This is a genomic window from Kitasatospora sp. NPDC052868, from assembly GCF_044547105.1.
GTDB lineage: Bacteria > Actinomycetota > Actinomycetes > Streptomycetales > Streptomycetaceae > Kitasatospora.
In genome coordinates this window covers 1-17648 of sequence record NZ_JBITZW010000004.1, presented here as the reverse complement: position 1 = coordinate 17648, position 17648 = coordinate 1, and the positions used below count along the sequence as shown (strand labels likewise).

The window sequence follows — 17648 nt, the reverse complement described above, 5'->3', positions numbered from 1 at the left end:
TGGATACTCAGGGTGTCCTGTGGGTAACGCTCCGCCGTCCACAGCGGGCCGTGTCCGTCCACAGCTCCCGTCCACACCTCCTGTGGACAAAAAACCGGGTCTGACCTGCGCAAACAGGGTTATCCACGGTTTCCACAGGCCCTACTACTACCACTACACCTATAGACCAATCGACTCGTTCAAAAGCAGGTGGGGTCGAAATCTGTGGACAACGGATCCCCGACATCTGTTCGGCTTGCTTCCGCCCGTCTGCCCCGTCTGTCGGTGGAGTACGTCAGACTGTCCTCGGCGACTGGAAGCGGAGTGGCAGAGCTCGGCGGTCAGCCGCACCGACGATCAAGATCAGACGAACCAGACAGCGAGCGGGAGCGCTCGACCCAGGAGGCGGTTACCGGTGAAGTTCCGGGTGGAGCGTGACGTCCTCGCGGAGGCGGTGGCCTGGGCTGCCCGCAGCCTCCCGGCACGGCCGCCGGTGCCGGTGCTGGCCGGCCTGCTGCTGACCGCGCAGGAGGGCAGCCTGGCGCTGTCCGGCTTCGACTACGAGGTCTCGGCCCGGGTCGAGCTGGAGGCCGACATCGAGGAGGCCGGCACCGTGCTGGTCTCCGGCCGGCTGCTGAACGACATCTCGCGCAACCTGCCCAACCGGCCGGTGGAGATCTCCACCGACGGCCAGCGGGTCAGCGTGGTCTGCGGCAGCTCCCGGTTCACCCTCCCCACCCTCCCGGTGGACGAGTACCCGGCCCTGCCCCAGATGCCCACCGCCACCGGCACCGTCCCGGGCGACGTCTTCGCCTCGGCCGTCAGCCAGGCCGCGGTGGCCGCCGGCCGTGACGACACCCTGCCGGTGCTCACCGGTGTGCGGGTCGAGATCGAGGGCGACCGGATCACCCTGGCCGCCACCGACCGCTACCGCTTCGCCGTCCGCGAGCTGCTGTGGAAGCCCGAGCAGTCGGACATCTCCGCGGTCGCCCTGGTGCCCGCCAAGACCCTGCAGGACATCGCCAAGTCCCTCGGCAGCGGTGACAGCGTCTCGATCGCGCTCTCCTCGGGTGGTGCGGGCGAGGGCCTGATCGGCTTCGAGGGTGCCGGCCGCCGGACCACGACCCGCCTGCTGGAGGGCGAGTTCCCGAAGTTCCGCAGCCTCTTCCCGACGGAGTTCAACGCCATCGCGGCGATCCAGACCCAGCCCTTCCTGGAGGCGCTCAAGCGCGTCTCGCTGGTCGCCGAGCGCAACACCCCGGTCCGGCTGAACTTCGAGGAGGGCGTGCTCACCCTGGAGGCCGGTTCGGGCGACGACGCCCAGGCCACCGAGCGGGTCGACGCCTCGCTGGAGGGCGACGCCATCTCGATCGCCTTCAACCCGGGCTACCTGGAGGAGGGCCTCAAGGCCATCGACTCCGCCTACGCCCAGCTGAGCTTCACCACGCCGACCAAGCCGGCCCTGCTCAGCGGCAAGCCCTCGGTGGACGCCGAGGCGGACGAGGCCTACCAGTACCTGATCATGCCGGTCCGCCTCTCCGGCTGAGCCGACCGCCCACCCGCGACGGTTACCCACAGGCTGTGCACACCGCCTGTGGACGGCCTCTCCCCCGGTCGGCCCGACGGGCGGGGAGGCCCGAGGGGCCCGGTATCGGCCCCCGCCTCCGGTGCGACGCCCGGGCAGGCGGGGGTTTGACGCCGGGCCCCAGGCCGTTCAGCGCGTAGGCTCGGCACTGCGCGGCAACGGCGCCGCCGCCAGCCAGGCATGTCACCACAGGTAAGGACTTGGTCATGGAGCTCGGCCTCATCGGTCTCGGCAAGATGGGCGGCAACATGCGCGAGCGGATCCGCCGCGCCGGCCACACCGTCATCGGCTACGACCGCAACCCGGACATCTCGGACGTCGAGAGCCTCCAGGAGCTCGTCACCAAGCTCCAGGGCCCGCGCGTGGTCTGGGTCATGGTCCCCGCCGGGGCCGCCACCCAGGCGACGGTGGACGAGCTCGCCGAGCTGCTCTCCCCCGGTGACGTGGTGGTCGACGGCGGCAACTCCCGCTGGACCGACGACATCAAGCACGCCGAGTCGCTGGCCGCCAAGGGCATCGGCTTCGTCGACTGCGGCGTCTCCGGCGGCGTCTGGGGCCTGGAGAACGGCTACGCGCTGATGTACGGCGGCGACGCCGAGCACGTGGCCAAGGCCCAGCCGGTCTTCGACGCACTGAAGCCCGAGGGCGACTTCGGCGCGGTGCACGCGGGCGCGGTCGGCGCCGGCCACTTCGCCAAGATGGTCCACAACGGCATCGAGTACGCGATGATGCAGGCCTTCGCCGAGGGCTGGGAGCTGCTGGAGGCCGCCCCCGAGGTCACCGACGTGCGCGAGGTCTTCCGCAGCTGGCAGGAGGGCACCGTCATCCGTTCCTGGCTGCTCGACCTGGCCGTCCGCGCCCTGGACGACGACGAGCACCTGGCCAAGCTCAAGGGCTGGGCCGCCGACTCGGGCGAGGGCCGCTGGACGGTCGAGGCCGCGATCGACCACGCCGTGCCGCTGCCCGCGATCACCGCCTCGCTCTTCGCCCGCTTCGCCTCCCGCCAGGACGACTCGCCGCAGATGAAGATGATCGCCGCGCTGCGCAACCAGTTCGGCGGCCACGCGGTCGAGTCGAAGTAGTCCGACCCCCGCAGGGATATCCACAGAAGGCGAGCGCAGTCCACAGCCATGCACGTCGCGCATCTGTCGCTCGCCGACTTCCGCTCCTACGCCCGGGTCGAGGTGCCCCTCGACCCGGGCGTGACGGCCTTCGTCGGGCCCAACGGCCAGGGCAAGACCAACCTGGTCGAGGCGATCGGCTACATCGCCACCCTGGGCAGCCACCGGGTGGCCACCGACGCCCCGCTGATCCGGCTCGGCGCGGAGCGGGCCGTGGTCCGCGCCTCCGTGGTGGCCGGGACCAGGAGCACGCTGGTCGAACTGGAGATCACCCCGGGCAAGGCCAACCGGGCCCGGATCAACCGCTCGGACAACGTCCGCCCGCGCGATGTGCTCGGGGTGCTGCGCACCGTGCTGTTCGCCCCCGAGGACCTCAGCCTGGTCAAGGGCGATCCGGGTGAGCGTCGGCGCTTCCTGGACGAGCTGCTGACCGCCCGCGCCCCGCGGCTGGCCGGCGTCCGGCAGGACTACGAGCGGGTGCTCAAGCAGCGCAACGCCCTGCTGAAGACCGCCGCGATGGCCCGCCGGGCCGGCGGCGGCAAGGGCGCCGACCTCTCCACCCTGGAGGTCTGGGACGGCCATCTGGCCCGGGCCGGAGCCGAGTTGACCGCCTTTCGGATCCAGCTGGTGGCCGCCCTGCAGCCGCTGGTGGCGGCCGCGTACGGGCAGCTCGCACCGACCGGCGGCGAGACCGTGCTGGAGTACCGCAGCTCCTTCGAGGGCGGGCTGCCGACCAGTCGGGAGCAGGCCGAGGAGCAACTGCTGCAGGCCCTCCAGTCGGCGCGCAAGCAGGAGGTCGAGCGCGGGCTGACGCTGGTCGGTCCGCACCGCGACGAGCTGCAGCTCAGACTCGGCCCGCTGCCCGCCAAGGGCTACGCCAGCCACGGTGAGTCCTGGTCGTTCGCGCTGGCCCTGCGGCTGGCCTCGTACGAGCTGCTTCGTGCCGACGGCGGTGAGCCGGTGCTGATCCTGGACGACGTGTTCGCCGAGCTGGACGCCGCCCGCCGGGACCGGCTGGCGGAGCTGGTCGCGGGCGGCGAGCAGGTCCTGGTCACCGCGGCGGTCGCCGAGGACGTGCCGAAGGCGCTGGCCGGGGCCCGCTACACGGTCGCGGACGGCGCCGTGCAGCGGGTCGACGGCTGACCCCGGCCGCGCCGCGCACCGTCCGCCCGCTCCCGTAGGCTGGACGGCCACCGGCGCGCGTCCGCGTCCGTTGTCCACAGGCTGGGGAAAGGAGATCGCCGTGAGCGATCCGGCGGAGCACTCCCCGAAGCCGGGCGCCGGACCGTCCGGGATCGGACCGTCCGGGATCGGACCGTCCGGGATCGGGCAGCCGGGCGGCGGCGAGCTGACCGGGGCCGATCTGGCCCGCTCGGCGCTGCGGGCGGCCCGGGCGCAGGCCCGCCAGCGCGGTGAGCAGGTCCGGGAGAAGCGCGAGGCGAAGCGGACCGGTCTGCGCAGCGGTGCGCGCTCGGACGGCCGGGACCCGGTGCCCTTGGGGGCGGCGCTGAACCGGCTGCTGACCGAGCGGGGCTGGGAGTCCTCGGCGGCGGTCGGCGGGGTGATGGGCCGTTGGGGGCAGATCGTCGGCCCGGACATCGCCGCGCACTGCGAGCCCAAGTCCTACGACGACGAGGCCGCGGTGCTCACCGTGCAGTGCGACTCCACCGCCTGGGCGACTCAACTGCGCTGGCTGGCACGTCAGTTGGTGGCCCGTCTGAACCACGAGCTGGGGCACGGCACGGTCAAGACGATCAAGGTGCTCGGTCCGGCCGCGCCCGCCCGCGGCTACGGGCGGCTGCGTGCGCCGGGGAGCAAGGGCCCGGGCGACACCTGGGGGTGAGCCGGGCCGGCCCGGCCGGGAGCGGACCCGTAGCCTCCGGAACCCCTGACGGCCCTTCCAGGCGGTCTGGGCCCCCGGGGCGAGTATCGGGACATGTGCAGAGGGGATTCAGGGCGGCGTATCTGCCCTCAGAGGCTGCCAAACGCCCATCTATGTCAGTCGTACCGGTAGACTGAAGGCCAAACACTGTTGCTAGTGGCAACCGAGTCGAAACGCTGTGGTCGCACGCCCGCCCGCACGGGGCAGGGGATGCGGCCCGTGCTGTGCCAGAGAGGGCGCTTCGTGGCCGATTCCGGCAACCCCAGCCAGATCCCAGACCAGACCGACCAGGCGAGCGAGAGCACCTACACCGGAAGCAACATCCAGGTGCTGGAAGGCCTCGACGCCGTCCGCAAGCGCCCCGGCATGTACATCGGCTCGACCGGTGAGCGTGGCCTGCACCACCTGGTGCAGGAGGTCGTGGACAACTCCGTCGACGAGGCGATGGCCGGGTACGCCGACACCATCGACGTCACGCTCCTCGCCGACGGCGCGGTCCGCGTGGTCGACAACGGCCGAGGCATCCCGGTGGACATCGTCCCCGGTCAGGAGAAGCCGGCCGTCGAGGTCGTGCTCACCGTCCTGCACGCGGGCGGCAAGTTCGGCGGTGGCGGCTACGCGGTCTCCGGCGGTCTGCACGGCGTCGGCGTCTCCGTGGTGAACGCCCTCTCCACCCGGCTCGCGGTGGAGATCCACAAGGACGGCAACCGCTGGACCCAGGAGTACAAGATGGGCGCGCCGACCGCGCCCCTGGTCAAGGGCGAGGAGACGGACCTCACCGGTACCACCGTCACCTTCTGGGCCGACCCGGACATCTTCGAGACCACGGTCTACTCCTTCGAGACGCTCTCGCGGCGCTTCCAGGAGATGGCGTTCCTCAACAAGGGCCTGTCGATCTCGCTGACCGACGAGCGCCCGGAGCACGCCGACGAGGACGGCAAGCCGCTCTCGGTGACCTACAAGTACGACGGCGGCATCGCGGACTTCGTCACCCACCTCAACTCCCGCAAGGGCGAGGTCGTCCACCCCTCGGTGATCGACTTCGAGTCCGAGGACAAGGACAAGGCGATCTCCGTCGAGGTCGCCATGCAGTGGAACTCCTCGTACACCGAGGGGGTCTACAGCTTTGCCAACACCATCCACACGCATGGCGGCGGCACCCACGAGGAGGGCTTCCGCGCCGCGCTGACGGGCCTGGTCAACCGCTACGCGCGGGACAAGAAGCTGCTCCGCGAGAAGGACGACAACCTCTCCGGCGAGGACATCCGCGAGGGTCTGACCGCGATCATCTCGGTCAAGCTCGGCGAGCCGCAGTTCGAGGGCCAGACCAAGGACAAGCTGGGCAACACCGAGGCGAAGACCTTCGTCCAGCGGGTCGTCCACGAGCAGCTGAACGACTGGCTGGACCGCAACCCCAACGAGGCTTCGGACATCATCCGCAAGTCCATCCAGGCCGCCACCGCGCGCGTCGCCGCCCGCAAGGCCCGCGACCTGACCCGTCGTAAGGGCCTGCTGGAGTCGGCCTCGCTGCCGGGCAAGCTCAGCGACTGCCAGTCCAAGGACCCGGCCGAGTGCGAGATCTTCATCGTCGAGGGCGACTCGGCCGGCGGCTCGGCCAAGCAGGGCCGTGACCCGCGGGTCCAGGCCATCCTGCCGATCCGCGGCAAGATCCTGAACGTCGAGAAGGCCCGGATCGACAAGGTGCTGCAGAACACCGAGGTCCAGGCGCTGATCTCGGCCTTCGGCTGCGGCATCCAGGAGGACTACGACGAGGCCAAGCTCCGCTATCACAAGATCGTTCTGATGGCGGACGCCGACGTCGACGGACAGCACATCCGCACCCTGCTGCTCACCCTGCTCTTCCGCTTCATGCGGCCGCTGGTCGAGGGCGGGTACGTCTACCTGGCGATGCCGCCGCTGTACAAGATCAAGTGGGGCAAGGACGACTTCGAGTACGTCTACTCCGACCGCGAGCGCGACGCCGTGATCGCGGCGGGCGTGGCGGCCGGGCGCCGACTGCCCAAGGACGACGCGATCCAGCGCTTCAAGGGTCTCGGCGAGATGAACGCCGAGGAGCTCCGGGTCACCACCATGGACCAGGCCCACCGCCTGCTGCAGCAGATCACCCTGGAGGACGCGGCCCGCGCCGACGACCTCTTCTCCGTCCTGATGGGCGAGGACGTCGAGGCCCGCCGCTCCTTCATCCAGCGCAACGCCAAGGACGTCCGCTTCCTGGACGTGTGACCGGGGGCCAGCCCCCGCCAGCACAGTCCAGTCACGCGTGAAAGGAAACTGACCACCAGTGGTCGACGACAACCGTCCCGACGGCGAGCAGCCGGACGCCAGCACCGCCACCACCCTGTCTGACAGCGAGGCGGGCTTCGTGTCCCGGGTCGAGCCGATCGAGCTCGAGACCGAGATGCAGCGCTCGTACCTCGACTACGCGATGAGCGTCATCGTGAGCCGTGCGCTGCCCGAGGTCCGCGACGGCCTCAAGCCGGTGCACCGGCGCGTGCTCTACGCGATGTACGACGGCGGGTACCGCCCCGAGAAGGGCTACTACAAGTGCGCCCGCGTCGTCGGCGACGTCATGGGCAACTACCACCCGCACGGCGACACCTCGATCTACGACACCGTGGTCCGGCTGGCCCAGCCCTGGTCGCTGCGGATGCCGCTGGTGGACGGCAACGGCAACTTCGGCTCCCCGGGCAACGACCCGGCAGCGGCGATGCGCTACACCGAGTGCAAGATGATGCCGCTGGCCATGGAGATGATGCGGGACATCGACGAGGAGACCGTCGACTTCGCCGCCAACTACGACGGCCGCTCGCAGGAGCCCACCGTCCTGCCCGCGCGCATCCCCAACCTGCTGATCAACGGCGCCACCGGCATCGCGGTCGGCATGGCCACCAACATCCCGCCGCACAACCTGCGCGAGGTCGCCTCCGGTGCGCTCTGGGCGCTGGAGCACCCGGAGGCCTCCAGCGAGGAGCTGCTGGACGCCCTGATCGAGCGGATCAAGGGCCCGGACTTCCCCACCGGCGCGCTGATCGTCGGTCGGCGCGGCATCGAGGACGCCTACCGCACCGGGCGCGGCTCGATCACCATGCGCGCCGTGGTCGAGGTCGAGGAGATCCAGGGCCGCCAGTGCCTGGTCATCACCGAGCTGCCGTACCAGGTGAACCCGGACAACCTCGCGCTGAAGATCGCCGACCTGGTCAAGGACGGCAAGGTCGCCGGCATCGCCGACGTCCGCGACGAGTCCTCCTCGCGCACCGGCCAGCGCCTGGTGATCGTGCTCAAGCGCGACGCCGTCGCCAAGGTCGTGCTGAACAACCTCTACAAGCACACCGACCTGCAGACCAACTTCGGCGCCAACATGCTGGCCCTGGTCGACGGCGTGCCGCGGACGCTGTCGCTGGACTCCTTCATCCGGCACTGGGTCAACCACCAGGTCGAGGTCATCGTCCGGCGCACCACCTTCCGGCTGCGCAAGGCCGAGGAGCGGGCGCACATCCTGCGCGCCCTGCTGCGCGCCCTGGACATGATCGACGAGGTCATCGCGCTGATCCGGGCCTCGGCCAGCGCCGACGCCGCCCGCACCGGCCTGATGGGGCTGCTCTCCATCGACGAGCTCCAGGCCAACGCGATCCTGGAGATGCAGCTGCGCCGGCTGGCCGCCCTGGAGCGCCAGCGGATCATGGACGAGCACGACGAGCTGCAGCGCAAGATCGACGAGTACAACGCGATCCTGGCCTCCCCGGTCCGCCAGCGGGAGATCATCTCCGAGGAGCTCACCGCGATCGTCGAGAAGTACGGCGACGAGCGGCGCTCCACCCTCATCCCCTCCGACGGCGACCTCTCCATCGAGGACCTCATCGCCGAGGAGGACATCGTCGTCACCATCACCCGTGGCGGCTACGTCAAGCGGACCCGCTCCGACCTCTACCGCTCGCAGAAGCGCGGCGGCAAGGGCGTGCGCGGTGCCCAGTTGAAGCAGGACGACATCGTCGACCACTTCTTCGTGACGACGACCCACAACTGGATCCTGTTCTTCACCAACAAGGGCCGGGTCTACCGCGCCAAGGGCTACGAGCTGCCCGACGCCGGGCGCGACGCCCGCGGCCAGCACGTGGCCAACCTGCTGGCCTTCCAGCCGGAGGAGCACATCACCCAGGTGATGGCGGTGCGCACCTACGAGGACAAGCCGTACCTGGTGCTCGCCACCCGGGCCGGGCTGGTCAAGAAGTCCGCGCTGAAGGACTACGACTCCCCGCGCTCCGGCGGCCTGATCGCGATCAACCTGCGCCAGGACGAGCAGGGCCGGGACGACGAGCTGATCGGCGCCGAGCTGGTCTCCGCCGAGGACGACCTGCTGCTGGTCTCCAGGAAGGCCCAGTCGATCCGGTTCACCGCGACCGACGACGCGCTGCGGCCCACCGGGCGCGCCACCTCGGGCGTCAAGGGCATGTCCTTCCGCGAGGACGACGAGCTGCTCTCGATGAACGTGGTCCGAACGGGGACGTACGTCTTCACCGCCACCGACGGTGGCTACGCCAAGCGCACCGGGGTGGACGAGTACCGTGTCCAGGGACGCGGCGGCTACGGCACCAAGGCGGCGAAGATCGTCGAGGGCCGGGGCTCGCTGGTCGGCGCCCTGGTGGTCGACGACAGCGACGAGATCATGGCGATCACCCTGTCGGGTGGGGTGATCCGCACGAGGGTTTCCGAGGTTCGTGAAACCGGACGTGACACCATGGGCGTCCAACTGATCAACCTCGGAAAGCGCGACGCGGTCGTGGGTATGGCCCGCAACGCGGAGGCCGAGGACGAGGAGCTGGCGGAGGACGAGACGGCAGACGCCGAGTCCACCGCCGAGGTGGCCGAGGGTACGGAGACGGCGGGCGGCGAAGCAGCCCAGGCCTGACCCCTACCGCGACGGCCGGTGCCGCCGCGCCCTGACCCGGCGCGGTGGCACCGGCCGCCGACCAGTTCCGGGCAATCCCGCCGGGCGCTGGGTGACGAGTGACGACGCAGGGCGGTCCGCCGCCCTGGTGGGAAGTGCGGGAGGACCAGTGAGTGGAGCCACGGGTGCTGCGGGAGGAGCCACCGGCGGCCGTCCGGGCGCAGCACAGGGCGGCGGGGGGTACGGGGTGCCGCAGCCGCCGGCCGAGCACCCCTCCGCGTCCACGTCGCTGATGCCGCCGGTCGGTTCGGCGGGCCAGGGCGGGGCGGCCTACGGCGGCCAGCCGACGCCCCCGCCGCCGCCGGGCGCGCCGGCGGGCGGTTCGGGTGGGTTCTCCCAGCCGACCACGTACGCCAAGGGGCAGCCGACGCCGCCGCGGGGCACCAGGGTGACCGGCAACACCCCGCCCGGCGGTACGCCGGTGCCGGGTGCGGCCCGCCGCCCCGCCGGTCCGCCGCCCGCCGGTCCGGGCCTGGGCCGGACCCGCAAGGCGCGGCTGCGGGTGACCAAGGCCGACCCGTGGTCGGTGATGAAGGTCAGCTTCCTGCTGTCGCTGGCGGTCGGGATCATCATCATCGTGGCGGCCGCCGTGCTGTGGATGACGCTGGACTCGCTCGGCGTGTTCGACTCGCTGACCAAGACCCTGAAGGACGTCACCGGCTCGGACGCCAGCGGCGGCCTGAACCTGATGGACTACGTCGGCTTCGGCAAGGTGATGACCTTCACCTCGCTGATCGCGGTGGTGGACGTCGTGCTGCTGACCGCGCTTGCCACGCTGTCGGCGTTCATCTACAACGCCGCGGCCGGCTTCACCGGCGGTATCGAGCTGACCCTCGCCGAAGAGGACTGATCCGGCTGCGCGGACGGTTCCCTGACCTCCGGTCAGGTTTTCGTCCGCAGGCGGAATGAGCGGGCCCCGCAGGCTGTTGCAGCCTCCGGGGCCCGTTGGCATTCGGGTGACAGCCAGCCCTCGCGGCGTGCCGCCCGGATCGGCGCCAGTCGCGGTGGGATTAGCTGGGTGGCGCTCGTGCCGAGTTTCCGACTGCCGCAGGCCGCCCCCCGGTCCGACCGGCCGGGGCAGGTACGGCTGTGCAGGTACGGCTGGACGGAGGCGCGGGATGGCTCAGCTCGCAAGGCAACTCGTCGAGGCCCTGGAGGGGCTCCTGGGGGTCCAGGTGCCGCTGCGGGTGCAGGCCTGGGACGGCAGTACCGCCGGGCCGCCGGGGGCCCCCACCGTGGTGCTGCGCAACCGCCGGGCGCTGCGCCGGATGCTCTGGCAGCCGGGGGAGCTGGGCCTGGCCCGCGCCTATGTGTCCGGGGATCTGGAGGTGGCCCCGGGCAGCGACCTCTACGAGGTGCTGACGGCCGTCGCGCACTTCGCCGAGCTCCCCGAGATCCGGCTGCTGGAGCTGGGCCCGTCCGACGTCCTGGGGGCCAGGGGGCGGCGGGTGGTCGGCGCCCTGCTGCGGGCCGGTGCGCTGGGCCCGCAGCCCGCCCCGCCGGCGGAGGAGGCCGGGTCGGTCACCGGGCGGCTGCACAGCCGCAGCCGGGACCGCGCGGCCATCAGCCACCACTACGACGTCGGGAACGACTTCTACGGCCTCGTGCTGGGCCCGTCGATGGTCTACTCGTGCGCGTACTGGGTGCCCGCCGCCAAGAGCCTGGAGGCGGCCCAGGAGGCCAAGCTGGACCTGATCTGCCGCAAGCTGGGCCTGCGGCCGGGGATGCGGCTGCTGGACGTCGGCTGCGGCTGGGGCTCGCTGCTGCTGCACGCGGCGCGGCACTACGGCGTCACGGCGGTCGGCGTCTCCATCTCGGCCGAGCAGGTCGAGCTGGCCCGCCGGCGGATCGAGGAGGCCGGCCTGGCGGACCGGGTCGAGGTCCGGCTGCAGGACTACCGGGAGATCCCGGACGGCCCGTTCGACGCGATCTCCAGCGTCGGCATGGCCGAGCACGTCGGCTCCGCGCAGTACCTGGTCTACGCCGAGGGGCTGTACGGCCTGCTGGCGCCCGGCGGCCGGCTGCTCAACCACCAGATCGCCCGCCGGCCCGACCGCCGGGGCGAGCCGTACCGCCCCAGCCCGTTCATCGACCGGTACGTCTTCCCGGACGGCGAGCTCTCCCCGGTGGGCTCCACGGTGGCCCGGCTGGAGGAGGCGGGCTTCGAGGTCCGCGATGTGGAGTCGCTGCGCGAGCACTACGGGCTGACCCTGCGCGAGTGGGTGGCCAACCTGGAGGCGCACTGGACGCAGGCGGTCGGCCTGGTGGGCCGCGGCCGGGCCCGGGTCTGGCGGCTGTACATGGCGGCCTGCGCGCTCGCCTTCGAGGAGAACCGGATCGGCATCAACCAGATCCTCGCCGTGCGCACCGGTCCCGAGGGCGCCGCCCACCTCCCCGCCACCCGCGAGGAGTGGCTGCTGCGCCCGGCCGCCGCCCCCCACCAGCAGCCCTCCCCCGCCCGCCCCCGGCCGGTCGCCGCGACCCCCACCGACCCGGATTTGGGAGATCGGCCGACGGTCCGCTAATCTTTGAGTGCGGCAAGGGCCTATAGCTCAGACGGTTAGAGCGCTTCCCTGATAAGGAAGAGGCCACAGGTTCAAGTCCTGTTAGGCCCACCACCGCGAAGGGCCCGGAGTGATCTCACTCCGGGCCCTTCGGCGTTTCCCCGGCCGTTGCCGGAACCGTGGGCCGGGCCCGGGGGTTCTACGGGTAGGGCCTGTGGAGAGGTGGTGGCGGTATGGCGCTGTTCTGGGCCATGAGCATTCCCGGACTGGTCTGCGCGCTGGTGGCGCTGGCCTTCGTGGACCAGCTGGCGCTGCGGGCCCGGCGGTCCCGCCTGGTGCCCTGGCGGGGGACGGGCCGGGAGGGGCAGATCTCGTCGACCGGGTTCGAGCAGCTGCACGCGCAGTTCGCGGCGGGCAAGCAGCACGAGTTGGACGAGCGGCGCAGCACGCTGATGCTGCGCGACGAGGAGGGCGAGGGGGCCCCGCCGCGGACCAGAGTGGACCTGTCGGCCGGTACGGCCGTGGTGGTGCCGCCGACGCGGCCGTGAGCGGTCGGCGCCGGGCCGACCGTACGACAGGAGGGATGGCGTCAATCCTCCGACCGGACCGGTCGGTTGGAGGCAGCGGTGGCTGGTCACGATTGGGACACCGGTGTGTATCATCGGCCGCAAGGGCAGTCTGGCACCCGACAGCCCGTTCGTGCTCGAAACAACTCATGGACTCGTCGGCCCGGCCATTCCGGTCGGAGCACGGCTGTTGAGTCCGCAACGCAAGAAGGACGAGGTCCCGCGGTGAAGAAGCTTCTCCTGGTCGCCCTGGTCGCCCTCGGCGGCTTCTTTGTCTACCGTCAGGTCCAGGCGGACCGCGCCGAGCAGGACCTGTGGACCGAGGCCACCGACCCGGTCCCGGCCGGTCGCTGAGGACCCGGACGATCTGACGATCGACGATCTTCGGGGGCGCCGCAGGGTGCCTCCCGGGCCGGTCGGCCCGGTCCTGTGACCGGGTCGGCCGGCGCTTCGCGCACCGGCCGGTCAGCCGGTGCGGGATACCGCGTGGGATTCCCGCCGGGACCCGGTACGCTAGTTCCCGGCGGTACGCGCGGTGCCGTCGAGGGGCTTTAGCTCAGTTGGTAGAGCGCTGCCTTTGCAAGGCAGATGTCAGGAGTTCGAGTCTCCTAAGCTCCACGTGCACAAACGCCCCGGACCGATCATGGTCCGGGGCGTTTGACATCTCAGGCTGACATCAGCGCCCCGGCCGGAGCAGCCGGTCCACCTTGTCGAGTGCTTCTCGTTGGGTGTCCTGCGTCACGTGGGTGTAGACCTCCATCGTGATGCCGAACCGACTGTGTCCGAGGATCTCCATCACCACACGGGGTGAGACACCGCAGGCGATCAGCAGCGAGGCGCACCCGTGCCGGGCGTCGTGCATCCGGATCACCGGCACACCCGCCGTGGCAGCGATGCGCCGGAACGACCGGTAGAAGTTGGTCGGCTCCACCGGCCGGCCGGTCCGGGTGGTGAAGACGTAGCCGGTCTCCTCCCACGTCTCCCCCGCCGCCCGGCGCTGCTCGGCCTGGCAGATCCGGTGCCAGCGCAGGGCCACGACACAGATGGTCGGCAGCGGGATCGGCCGGGACTTGCTGCTCTTCGTCGTGTCCTCGTACAGCTCGCCCCGGACGCGCTGCAACTGGCGGCCGACCCGCAGTACGCGGTTCTCCAGGTCCACGGAGGACCAGCGCAGCCCGCCGATCTCGCCCCGGCGCATGCCCAGAGCCACGGCCAGGACGAACGAGGCGTAGAGCGGGTCCGTACGGGCCGCCCTGAGGAACGTCAGGGTCTGCTCCAGGGTCCAGGGCCGAAGCTCCCGGGAGACGACCCGGGGCGGGATCACCAGACTGGCCACGTTCCTCGTGATCAGCTCCTCCCGGCAGGCTGCCGTCAGGGCGGACCGCAGGATCTTGTGCGACTCCCGGGCGGTCGCCGCGCTGGCCTGCTTGGTGACCTTGGCGAGGAACGTCCGCACGTCGCGCGGGGTGAGCCCTTCGAGGCTCTTGGTCCCCAGCAGGGGCACCAGGTAGAGCCGAAGGTGCGTCTCGTACTTGGCCGCCGTGGTCTTCTTGCGCTGGGCCTGGACAAAGTGCTCCAGCCAGTAGGGCAGCCACTCGGAGAGCTTGGCTGACCTGGTCGGGGTCGGGATGCCCTGGCGGTCGCGCTGGACGAGTTCCAGGCGCTTCTGGTCGCACTCCTCCCAGGTCTTGCCGTAGACGTACTTCCGGGCCCGGGTACCGTCCGGCTGGACCACGTAGACGGCGGCCTGGTAGCGGCCGTCCTTTCGTTTGGTCACGGTGCCGGCGCCGTTCGGGTTGCGCTTGGCCATTAGAGGCTCCTGCTCTGGGTGCGGACGTAGGTGGTGAGGTCGTCGGCGGCCACGCGGCGGGCGCGGCCGATGGTGAAGCTCGGCAGGGTGCCGGAGCGGATGAGGTCGTAGACCTTGCTGCGGCCGAGCCGGAGCGCGGCCATGACTTCGGGGATGGTGAGCACTTCGGCGGCCGGGCTGGCCAAGGTTTCCTCCTGGGCGAGTTAGCTGCGGTGGGACAGGGAGGGAGGTTGCCCGGGGCGCCGAAGGGTGGGTTTCGGGGCCGTTGGCGGGGGTGCTCGGTGCGCCTCCCTGCCTCCCTGTGGCGCTGTTCGTACCGGTGGGAGCGGGTTTGGTGGCCAGGGAGGCAGTCAGGGAGTTCTCCCTGTCTCCCTGGTGCCTCCCTGTGGTGGTTCGGGCGGTCCGATGGCTCTGGTCGGTCGTGGTGAGCGATTGCGGCGGGTGTCAGGCCAGGTGTCAGGGCTGGGTGTCAGGGGTGGTGTCAGGTGCCGTCAGTGGTGGTCTGACAGCGCGTTTGCCTAGGGGTTTGGGTGTCAGCGGGTGTCAGGTGTCAGGGGGTGTCAGAGCGGCTTGCGGCGGGCGGGGCGGGGTCGAGTGCGGTGCCTGGTGCTAGCGACAGGCGGGGGTGTCTGGGGTGCGCTGCGAGCGGGTTTCGGGGTGTCGCGGCGGGGTGCCCTTGATCGCTGGGTGGCTGGTCAGGGCCTGGTTCGCCTGCTAGCGGGGGTGCTAGGTCTAGCGGGGGCGGACGCTAGGCCCGGTGGCGGTTCCGGGACCCGGCCGGTGCGCGGCGGGGAGAGGGGCGGGGCTTTGTGCGGTGGATGCGTTGTCCGAGGTGCGGATTTCTGCGTCACCGCGACATCAGCGTCATCTGGGCCTGTGACCTGGAGTTTTGAGTGACGTAGCGGCGGGGGGCTGCGTCACCGGTGCGTCACCGCTGCGTCCACGCCCATGACGCGCGACGGCTCCCCGTGGCGTGGGTTGTCCGAGGTGCGGATTTCTGCGTCATTGCGACATCAGCGTCATGCGGGCCTGTGACCTGGGGTTTTTCTTGACGCAGTGGTCGGGGTCTGCGTCATCGGTGCGTCATGGGCTGCGTCATGGCATGTCGCACATGTCGCAGGATGACGCAGCGGTTGCCGTCTGCGTCATGGTTGTTGCTGCAGGTCAGGGGCCGTTTTCCGGCCCGCATGACGTACATGTCGCAGCGTCTTCCTACTTAGGAAAGAAAGGAGGGGCTTTTGTAGTTGGGGTGTGTCGTGCGGTGCGGGGCCGGGGGTGACGCAGACAGGGTCTGCGGGTGACGCGGTGACGCAGCGGTGACGCAGAGAATGCCGTCTGCGTCACCCTCGTTGTCGCAGGTCAGAGGCAGTTTTTCGGCCCTGGGTGACGCGGTGACGCAGAGCTTCCCTACTTAGGAAAAAAAGAAGGGCTGTTCTTGTAGTAGTCGCGCGTCTCAGAGCGTGATGAAGGAGCCGCTGCGCGGCACGACCTTTGGCGGCTTCGCCGAACAGCAAGAGGAGCACCCGGCGCCGGGCGCCCCGGTGCTCTTCTTGCTTGTCCGGCGCGCCGGGCGTCCGGTTTTCTGGACATGGCGGCCGCTCCCGGGCGGGTGGTCAGGTGCGGGTCCTGGTCCAGGGGGAGCGCTCCCGGCTGCTGGACGGGGCTGCGGCGGCGACGGCGGACAGGCCGGCGGGCAGTCCGGTGGTGGCCAGGTAGGCGCGGAAGGCGTTGCGGGGGATGCGGACCTGGCCCCGGCCGTTGCCGACGCGGTAGGCGTCCAGGGTCCCGCTGCGGGCCATGCGCCAGACGGTCTCCTGGGACAGCCGCAGGGCGAACGCCACCTGGGGCACGGTGAGGTAGTCCGTCGGGTCCACGAGCGGGGCCGGGTCGGTGGTCGGCGGGGTGGTCATGCGGGTCTCCTCGGTCGGGTAGCGAGTAGGGGTTGGGGTCGGGTCGAGTGCGCACGGGCGCTCACAGGCGCTCACGGCGCCGCGTTCACCGCTCACGGGCGGGCCCGTTTCAGGTCCGTCGGGCACGGCTTCAACCACGCGGGCGGCCGTTTCAGCGGCGGGGTGTGTGGGGTGGTGAACAGCCGACCGGACGGCGCTCACGGTGCGGTGTTCACCGCTCACCACGGCGCCGGTTTCAGGTCCATTGGCGCCCGCTTCAGCGGCGGCGGCCAGGGCTTCAGGTCCGGGGGGCGGCGGTTCAGGGGCGCGGGAGTCGGCCCCGGTGTGACTGGTCACAGCCACTCCTCATGGGTCGGTATTCGGGCCGGTAGTCGGGGCGTTCACCGGTGCGCGGTCGGGATGTTCGCTGGTGAACGGGTCGACTGTCGGTCGGGTCGGGATCGCTGGTCATGGGGCGACCGATGCTTGGGGGTAAAGGGCGGGAAGCGCTTCCCGGAACGCGGGAACGGTCGGCGGGTAGCGCCGGGAACGGTCCCGTGAGCGGCGGTGAACGGTCGGGTGTTCACCGGGTCGGTCGGGTGCCTGAAAGTCGGCCGACTGGCACTGAAACGCGGGTCGCCGACCGGCCGGGTGAGCGAGCAGTGAGCGCCCGTGGGCGCCGGTGAGCGCTCACCCGGGTCGGGGTGTTCAGCCGGTGGGCGCGACCCGGGCGGCGGCCGGTTCGGGGGCGGTGACGCCGAAGATGTGGGTGATGACGGTGCCGAGGCGCACCGCGAAGTCGTGGAGGCTGGAGGCGCGGCGGCCGGTGTAGATGTCCATGGCCATCCCGGCGAAGTCCTCAGCCACCTCAAGGCCGGTCTGCGCCAGCGTGAACCACAGGCACTCCATGATCTTGGCTTCGTTGCCGGTCTTCAGGTCCTCCCGCATCAGCGTCGAGCCGGGGGTGAAGAGCAGGCGGCCGAGGATCTCCGCGAACGACAGGTGCAGGGTCATCTGCACCGCCACGCGCGGGGCGCTCTCGCCGTCGTCCGGGTCGCCGAACACGCTCACCTGGGGGCGGATCGGGCCGACGGTCAGTGGCTGGGTGGCGAGCGAAGCGTGCATGATGGAACTCCCTTCGTGGGGCGTGGAGCGGCGGCTTTCTTGGCGGATGGGCGCCGCTCCACTGCGTGTTTGGGCAGTTCAGAGCACATCTTGTCCCTGTTGAACCTCTGGCTCAACTGGTAGGTGCAAGCTGCTGAACATGATGGTGCCGTTACTCAGGGCAGTCGTCAAGTCCTCTGGTCCAACATGTAGGGACCAGTTGACTGGATGCGTCATGATGG

Annotated in this window: 14 protein-coding genes and 2 tRNA genes; 12 read left to right on the top strand and 4 right to left on the bottom strand. The window is 70.7% G+C overall.

The annotated features are described in order from the left end of the window. Window positions 1-394: 394 nt before the first annotated feature. The 12 genes from dnaN (at window position 395) to ACIGZJ_RS08625 (ending at window position 13221) form a co-directional block, all read left to right on the top strand. The gene (gene dnaN, locus ACIGZJ_RS08680) at window positions 395-1525 is read left to right on the top strand and encodes a DNA polymerase III subunit beta (RefSeq protein WP_396456561.1); all 1131 of its coding nucleotides are present in this window, start codon (window positions 395-397) and stop codon (window positions 1523-1525) included. A gap of 245 nt (window positions 1526-1770) precedes the next feature. After that, window positions 1771-2646, top strand: a complete 876-nt coding sequence (gene gnd / locus ACIGZJ_RS08675) for a phosphogluconate dehydrogenase (NAD(+)-dependent, decarboxylating) (protein WP_380575565.1) — start codon at window positions 1771-1773, stop codon at window positions 2644-2646. 48 nt (window positions 2647-2694) lie between these two features. Further along, window positions 2695-3828 (top strand): DNA replication/repair protein RecF, encoded by a 1134-nt coding sequence (recF, locus tag ACIGZJ_RS08670; RefSeq protein WP_396456560.1) that lies wholly within the window; start codon window positions 2695-2697, stop codon window positions 3826-3828. A 166-nt stretch (window positions 3829-3994) separates the two neighbouring features. Beyond that, complete coding sequence (locus ACIGZJ_RS08665) at window positions 3995-4528, top strand: DUF721 domain-containing protein (protein WP_392931017.1); 534 nt, start codon at window positions 3995-3997, stop codon at window positions 4526-4528. A 258-nt stretch (window positions 4529-4786) separates the two neighbouring features. Continuing rightward, window positions 4787-6811: a DNA topoisomerase (ATP-hydrolyzing) subunit B gene (gene gyrB / locus ACIGZJ_RS08660; protein WP_392930277.1), complete on the top strand. Its 2025-nt coding sequence runs from the start codon at window positions 4787-4789 to the stop codon at window positions 6809-6811. A gap of 115 nt (window positions 6812-6926) precedes the next feature. Beyond that, on the top strand, window positions 6927-9494 hold the full coding sequence (gene gyrA, locus ACIGZJ_RS08655; RefSeq protein ID WP_396456857.1) for a DNA gyrase subunit A: 2568 nt from the start codon (window positions 6927-6929) through the stop codon (window positions 9492-9494). Between the two features lie 226 nt (window positions 9495-9720). After that, window positions 9721-10383: a DUF3566 domain-containing protein gene (locus tag ACIGZJ_RS08650; protein WP_396456559.1), complete on the top strand. Its 663-nt coding sequence runs from the start codon at window positions 9721-9723 to the stop codon at window positions 10381-10383. A 268-nt stretch (window positions 10384-10651) separates the two neighbouring features. Next, window positions 10652-12058, top strand: a complete 1407-nt coding sequence (locus tag ACIGZJ_RS08645; RefSeq protein ID WP_396456558.1) for a class I SAM-dependent methyltransferase — start codon at window positions 10652-10654, stop codon at window positions 12056-12058. Between the two features lie 16 nt (window positions 12059-12074). Then, window positions 12075-12151, top strand: a tRNA-Ile gene (locus ACIGZJ_RS08640). 119 nt (window positions 12152-12270) lie between these two features. After that, a complete protein-coding gene (locus ACIGZJ_RS08635; protein WP_396456557.1) occupies window positions 12271-12585 on the top strand; it encodes a DUF6191 domain-containing protein in 315 nt (104 codons plus the stop codon). A gap of 243 nt (window positions 12586-12828) precedes the next feature. Further along, complete coding sequence (locus tag ACIGZJ_RS08630; protein WP_014137031.1) at window positions 12829-12957, top strand: DLW-39 family protein; 129 nt, start codon at window positions 12829-12831, stop codon at window positions 12955-12957. Window positions 12958-13148: 191 nt separating this feature from the next. Further along, window positions 13149-13221: transfer RNA gene (locus ACIGZJ_RS08625), tRNA-Ala, on the top strand. Between the two features lie 58 nt (window positions 13222-13279). Here the strand turns inward: ACIGZJ_RS08625 and ACIGZJ_RS08620 are convergent. The 4 genes from ACIGZJ_RS08620 to ACIGZJ_RS08605 all read right to left on the bottom strand — a co-directional run bounded on the left by ACIGZJ_RS08620 (window position 13280) and on the right by ACIGZJ_RS08605 (window position 17427). Then, entirely contained in the window at window positions 13280-14413 is a 1134-nt protein-coding gene (locus ACIGZJ_RS08620) for a tyrosine-type recombinase/integrase (RefSeq protein WP_396456556.1), read from the bottom strand. After that, on the bottom strand, window positions 14413-14598 hold the full coding sequence (locus ACIGZJ_RS08615) for a helix-turn-helix domain-containing protein (protein ID WP_396456555.1): 186 nt from the start codon (window positions 14596-14598) through the stop codon (window positions 14413-14415). The genes ACIGZJ_RS08620 and ACIGZJ_RS08615 overlap by 1 nt, the downstream gene beginning before the upstream one ends. Before the next feature lie 1428 nt (window positions 14599-16026). Continuing rightward, complete coding sequence (locus ACIGZJ_RS08610; RefSeq protein WP_396456554.1) at window positions 16027-16323, bottom strand: helix-turn-helix domain-containing protein; 297 nt, start codon at window positions 16321-16323, stop codon at window positions 16027-16029. Window positions 16324-17010: 687 nt separating this feature from the next. Further along, window positions 17011-17427 (bottom strand): hypothetical protein, encoded by a 417-nt coding sequence (locus ACIGZJ_RS08605; RefSeq protein WP_396456553.1) that lies wholly within the window; start codon window positions 17425-17427, stop codon window positions 17011-17013. Window positions 17428-17648: the final 221 nt, after the last annotated feature.

Bases quoted from the DNA above. Each gene is read 5' to 3' on its own strand.
- ACIGZJ_RS08605 (WP_396456553.1), bottom strand. From the start codon at position 17,427: ATGCACGCTTCGCTCGCCACCCAGCCACTGACCGTCGGCCCGATCCGC.
- ACIGZJ_RS08645 (WP_396456558.1), top strand. From the start codon at position 10,652: ATGGCTCAGCTCGCAAGGCAACTCGTCGAGGCCCTGGAGGGGCTCCTG.
- ACIGZJ_RS08610 (WP_396456554.1), bottom strand. From the start codon at position 16,323: ATGACCACCCCGCCGACCACCGACCCGGCCCCGCTCGTGGACCCGACG.
- recF (WP_396456560.1), top strand. From the start codon at position 2,695: ATGCACGTCGCGCATCTGTCGCTCGCCGACTTCCGCTCCTACGCCCGG.
- ACIGZJ_RS08620 (WP_396456556.1), bottom strand. From the start codon at position 14,413: ATGGCCAAGCGCAACCCGAACGGCGCCGGCACCGTGACCAAACGAAAG.
- gnd (WP_380575565.1), top strand. From the start codon at position 1,771: ATGGAGCTCGGCCTCATCGGTCTCGGCAAGATGGGCGGCAACATGCGC.
- ACIGZJ_RS08635 (WP_396456557.1), top strand. From the start codon at position 12,271: ATGGCGCTGTTCTGGGCCATGAGCATTCCCGGACTGGTCTGCGCGCTG.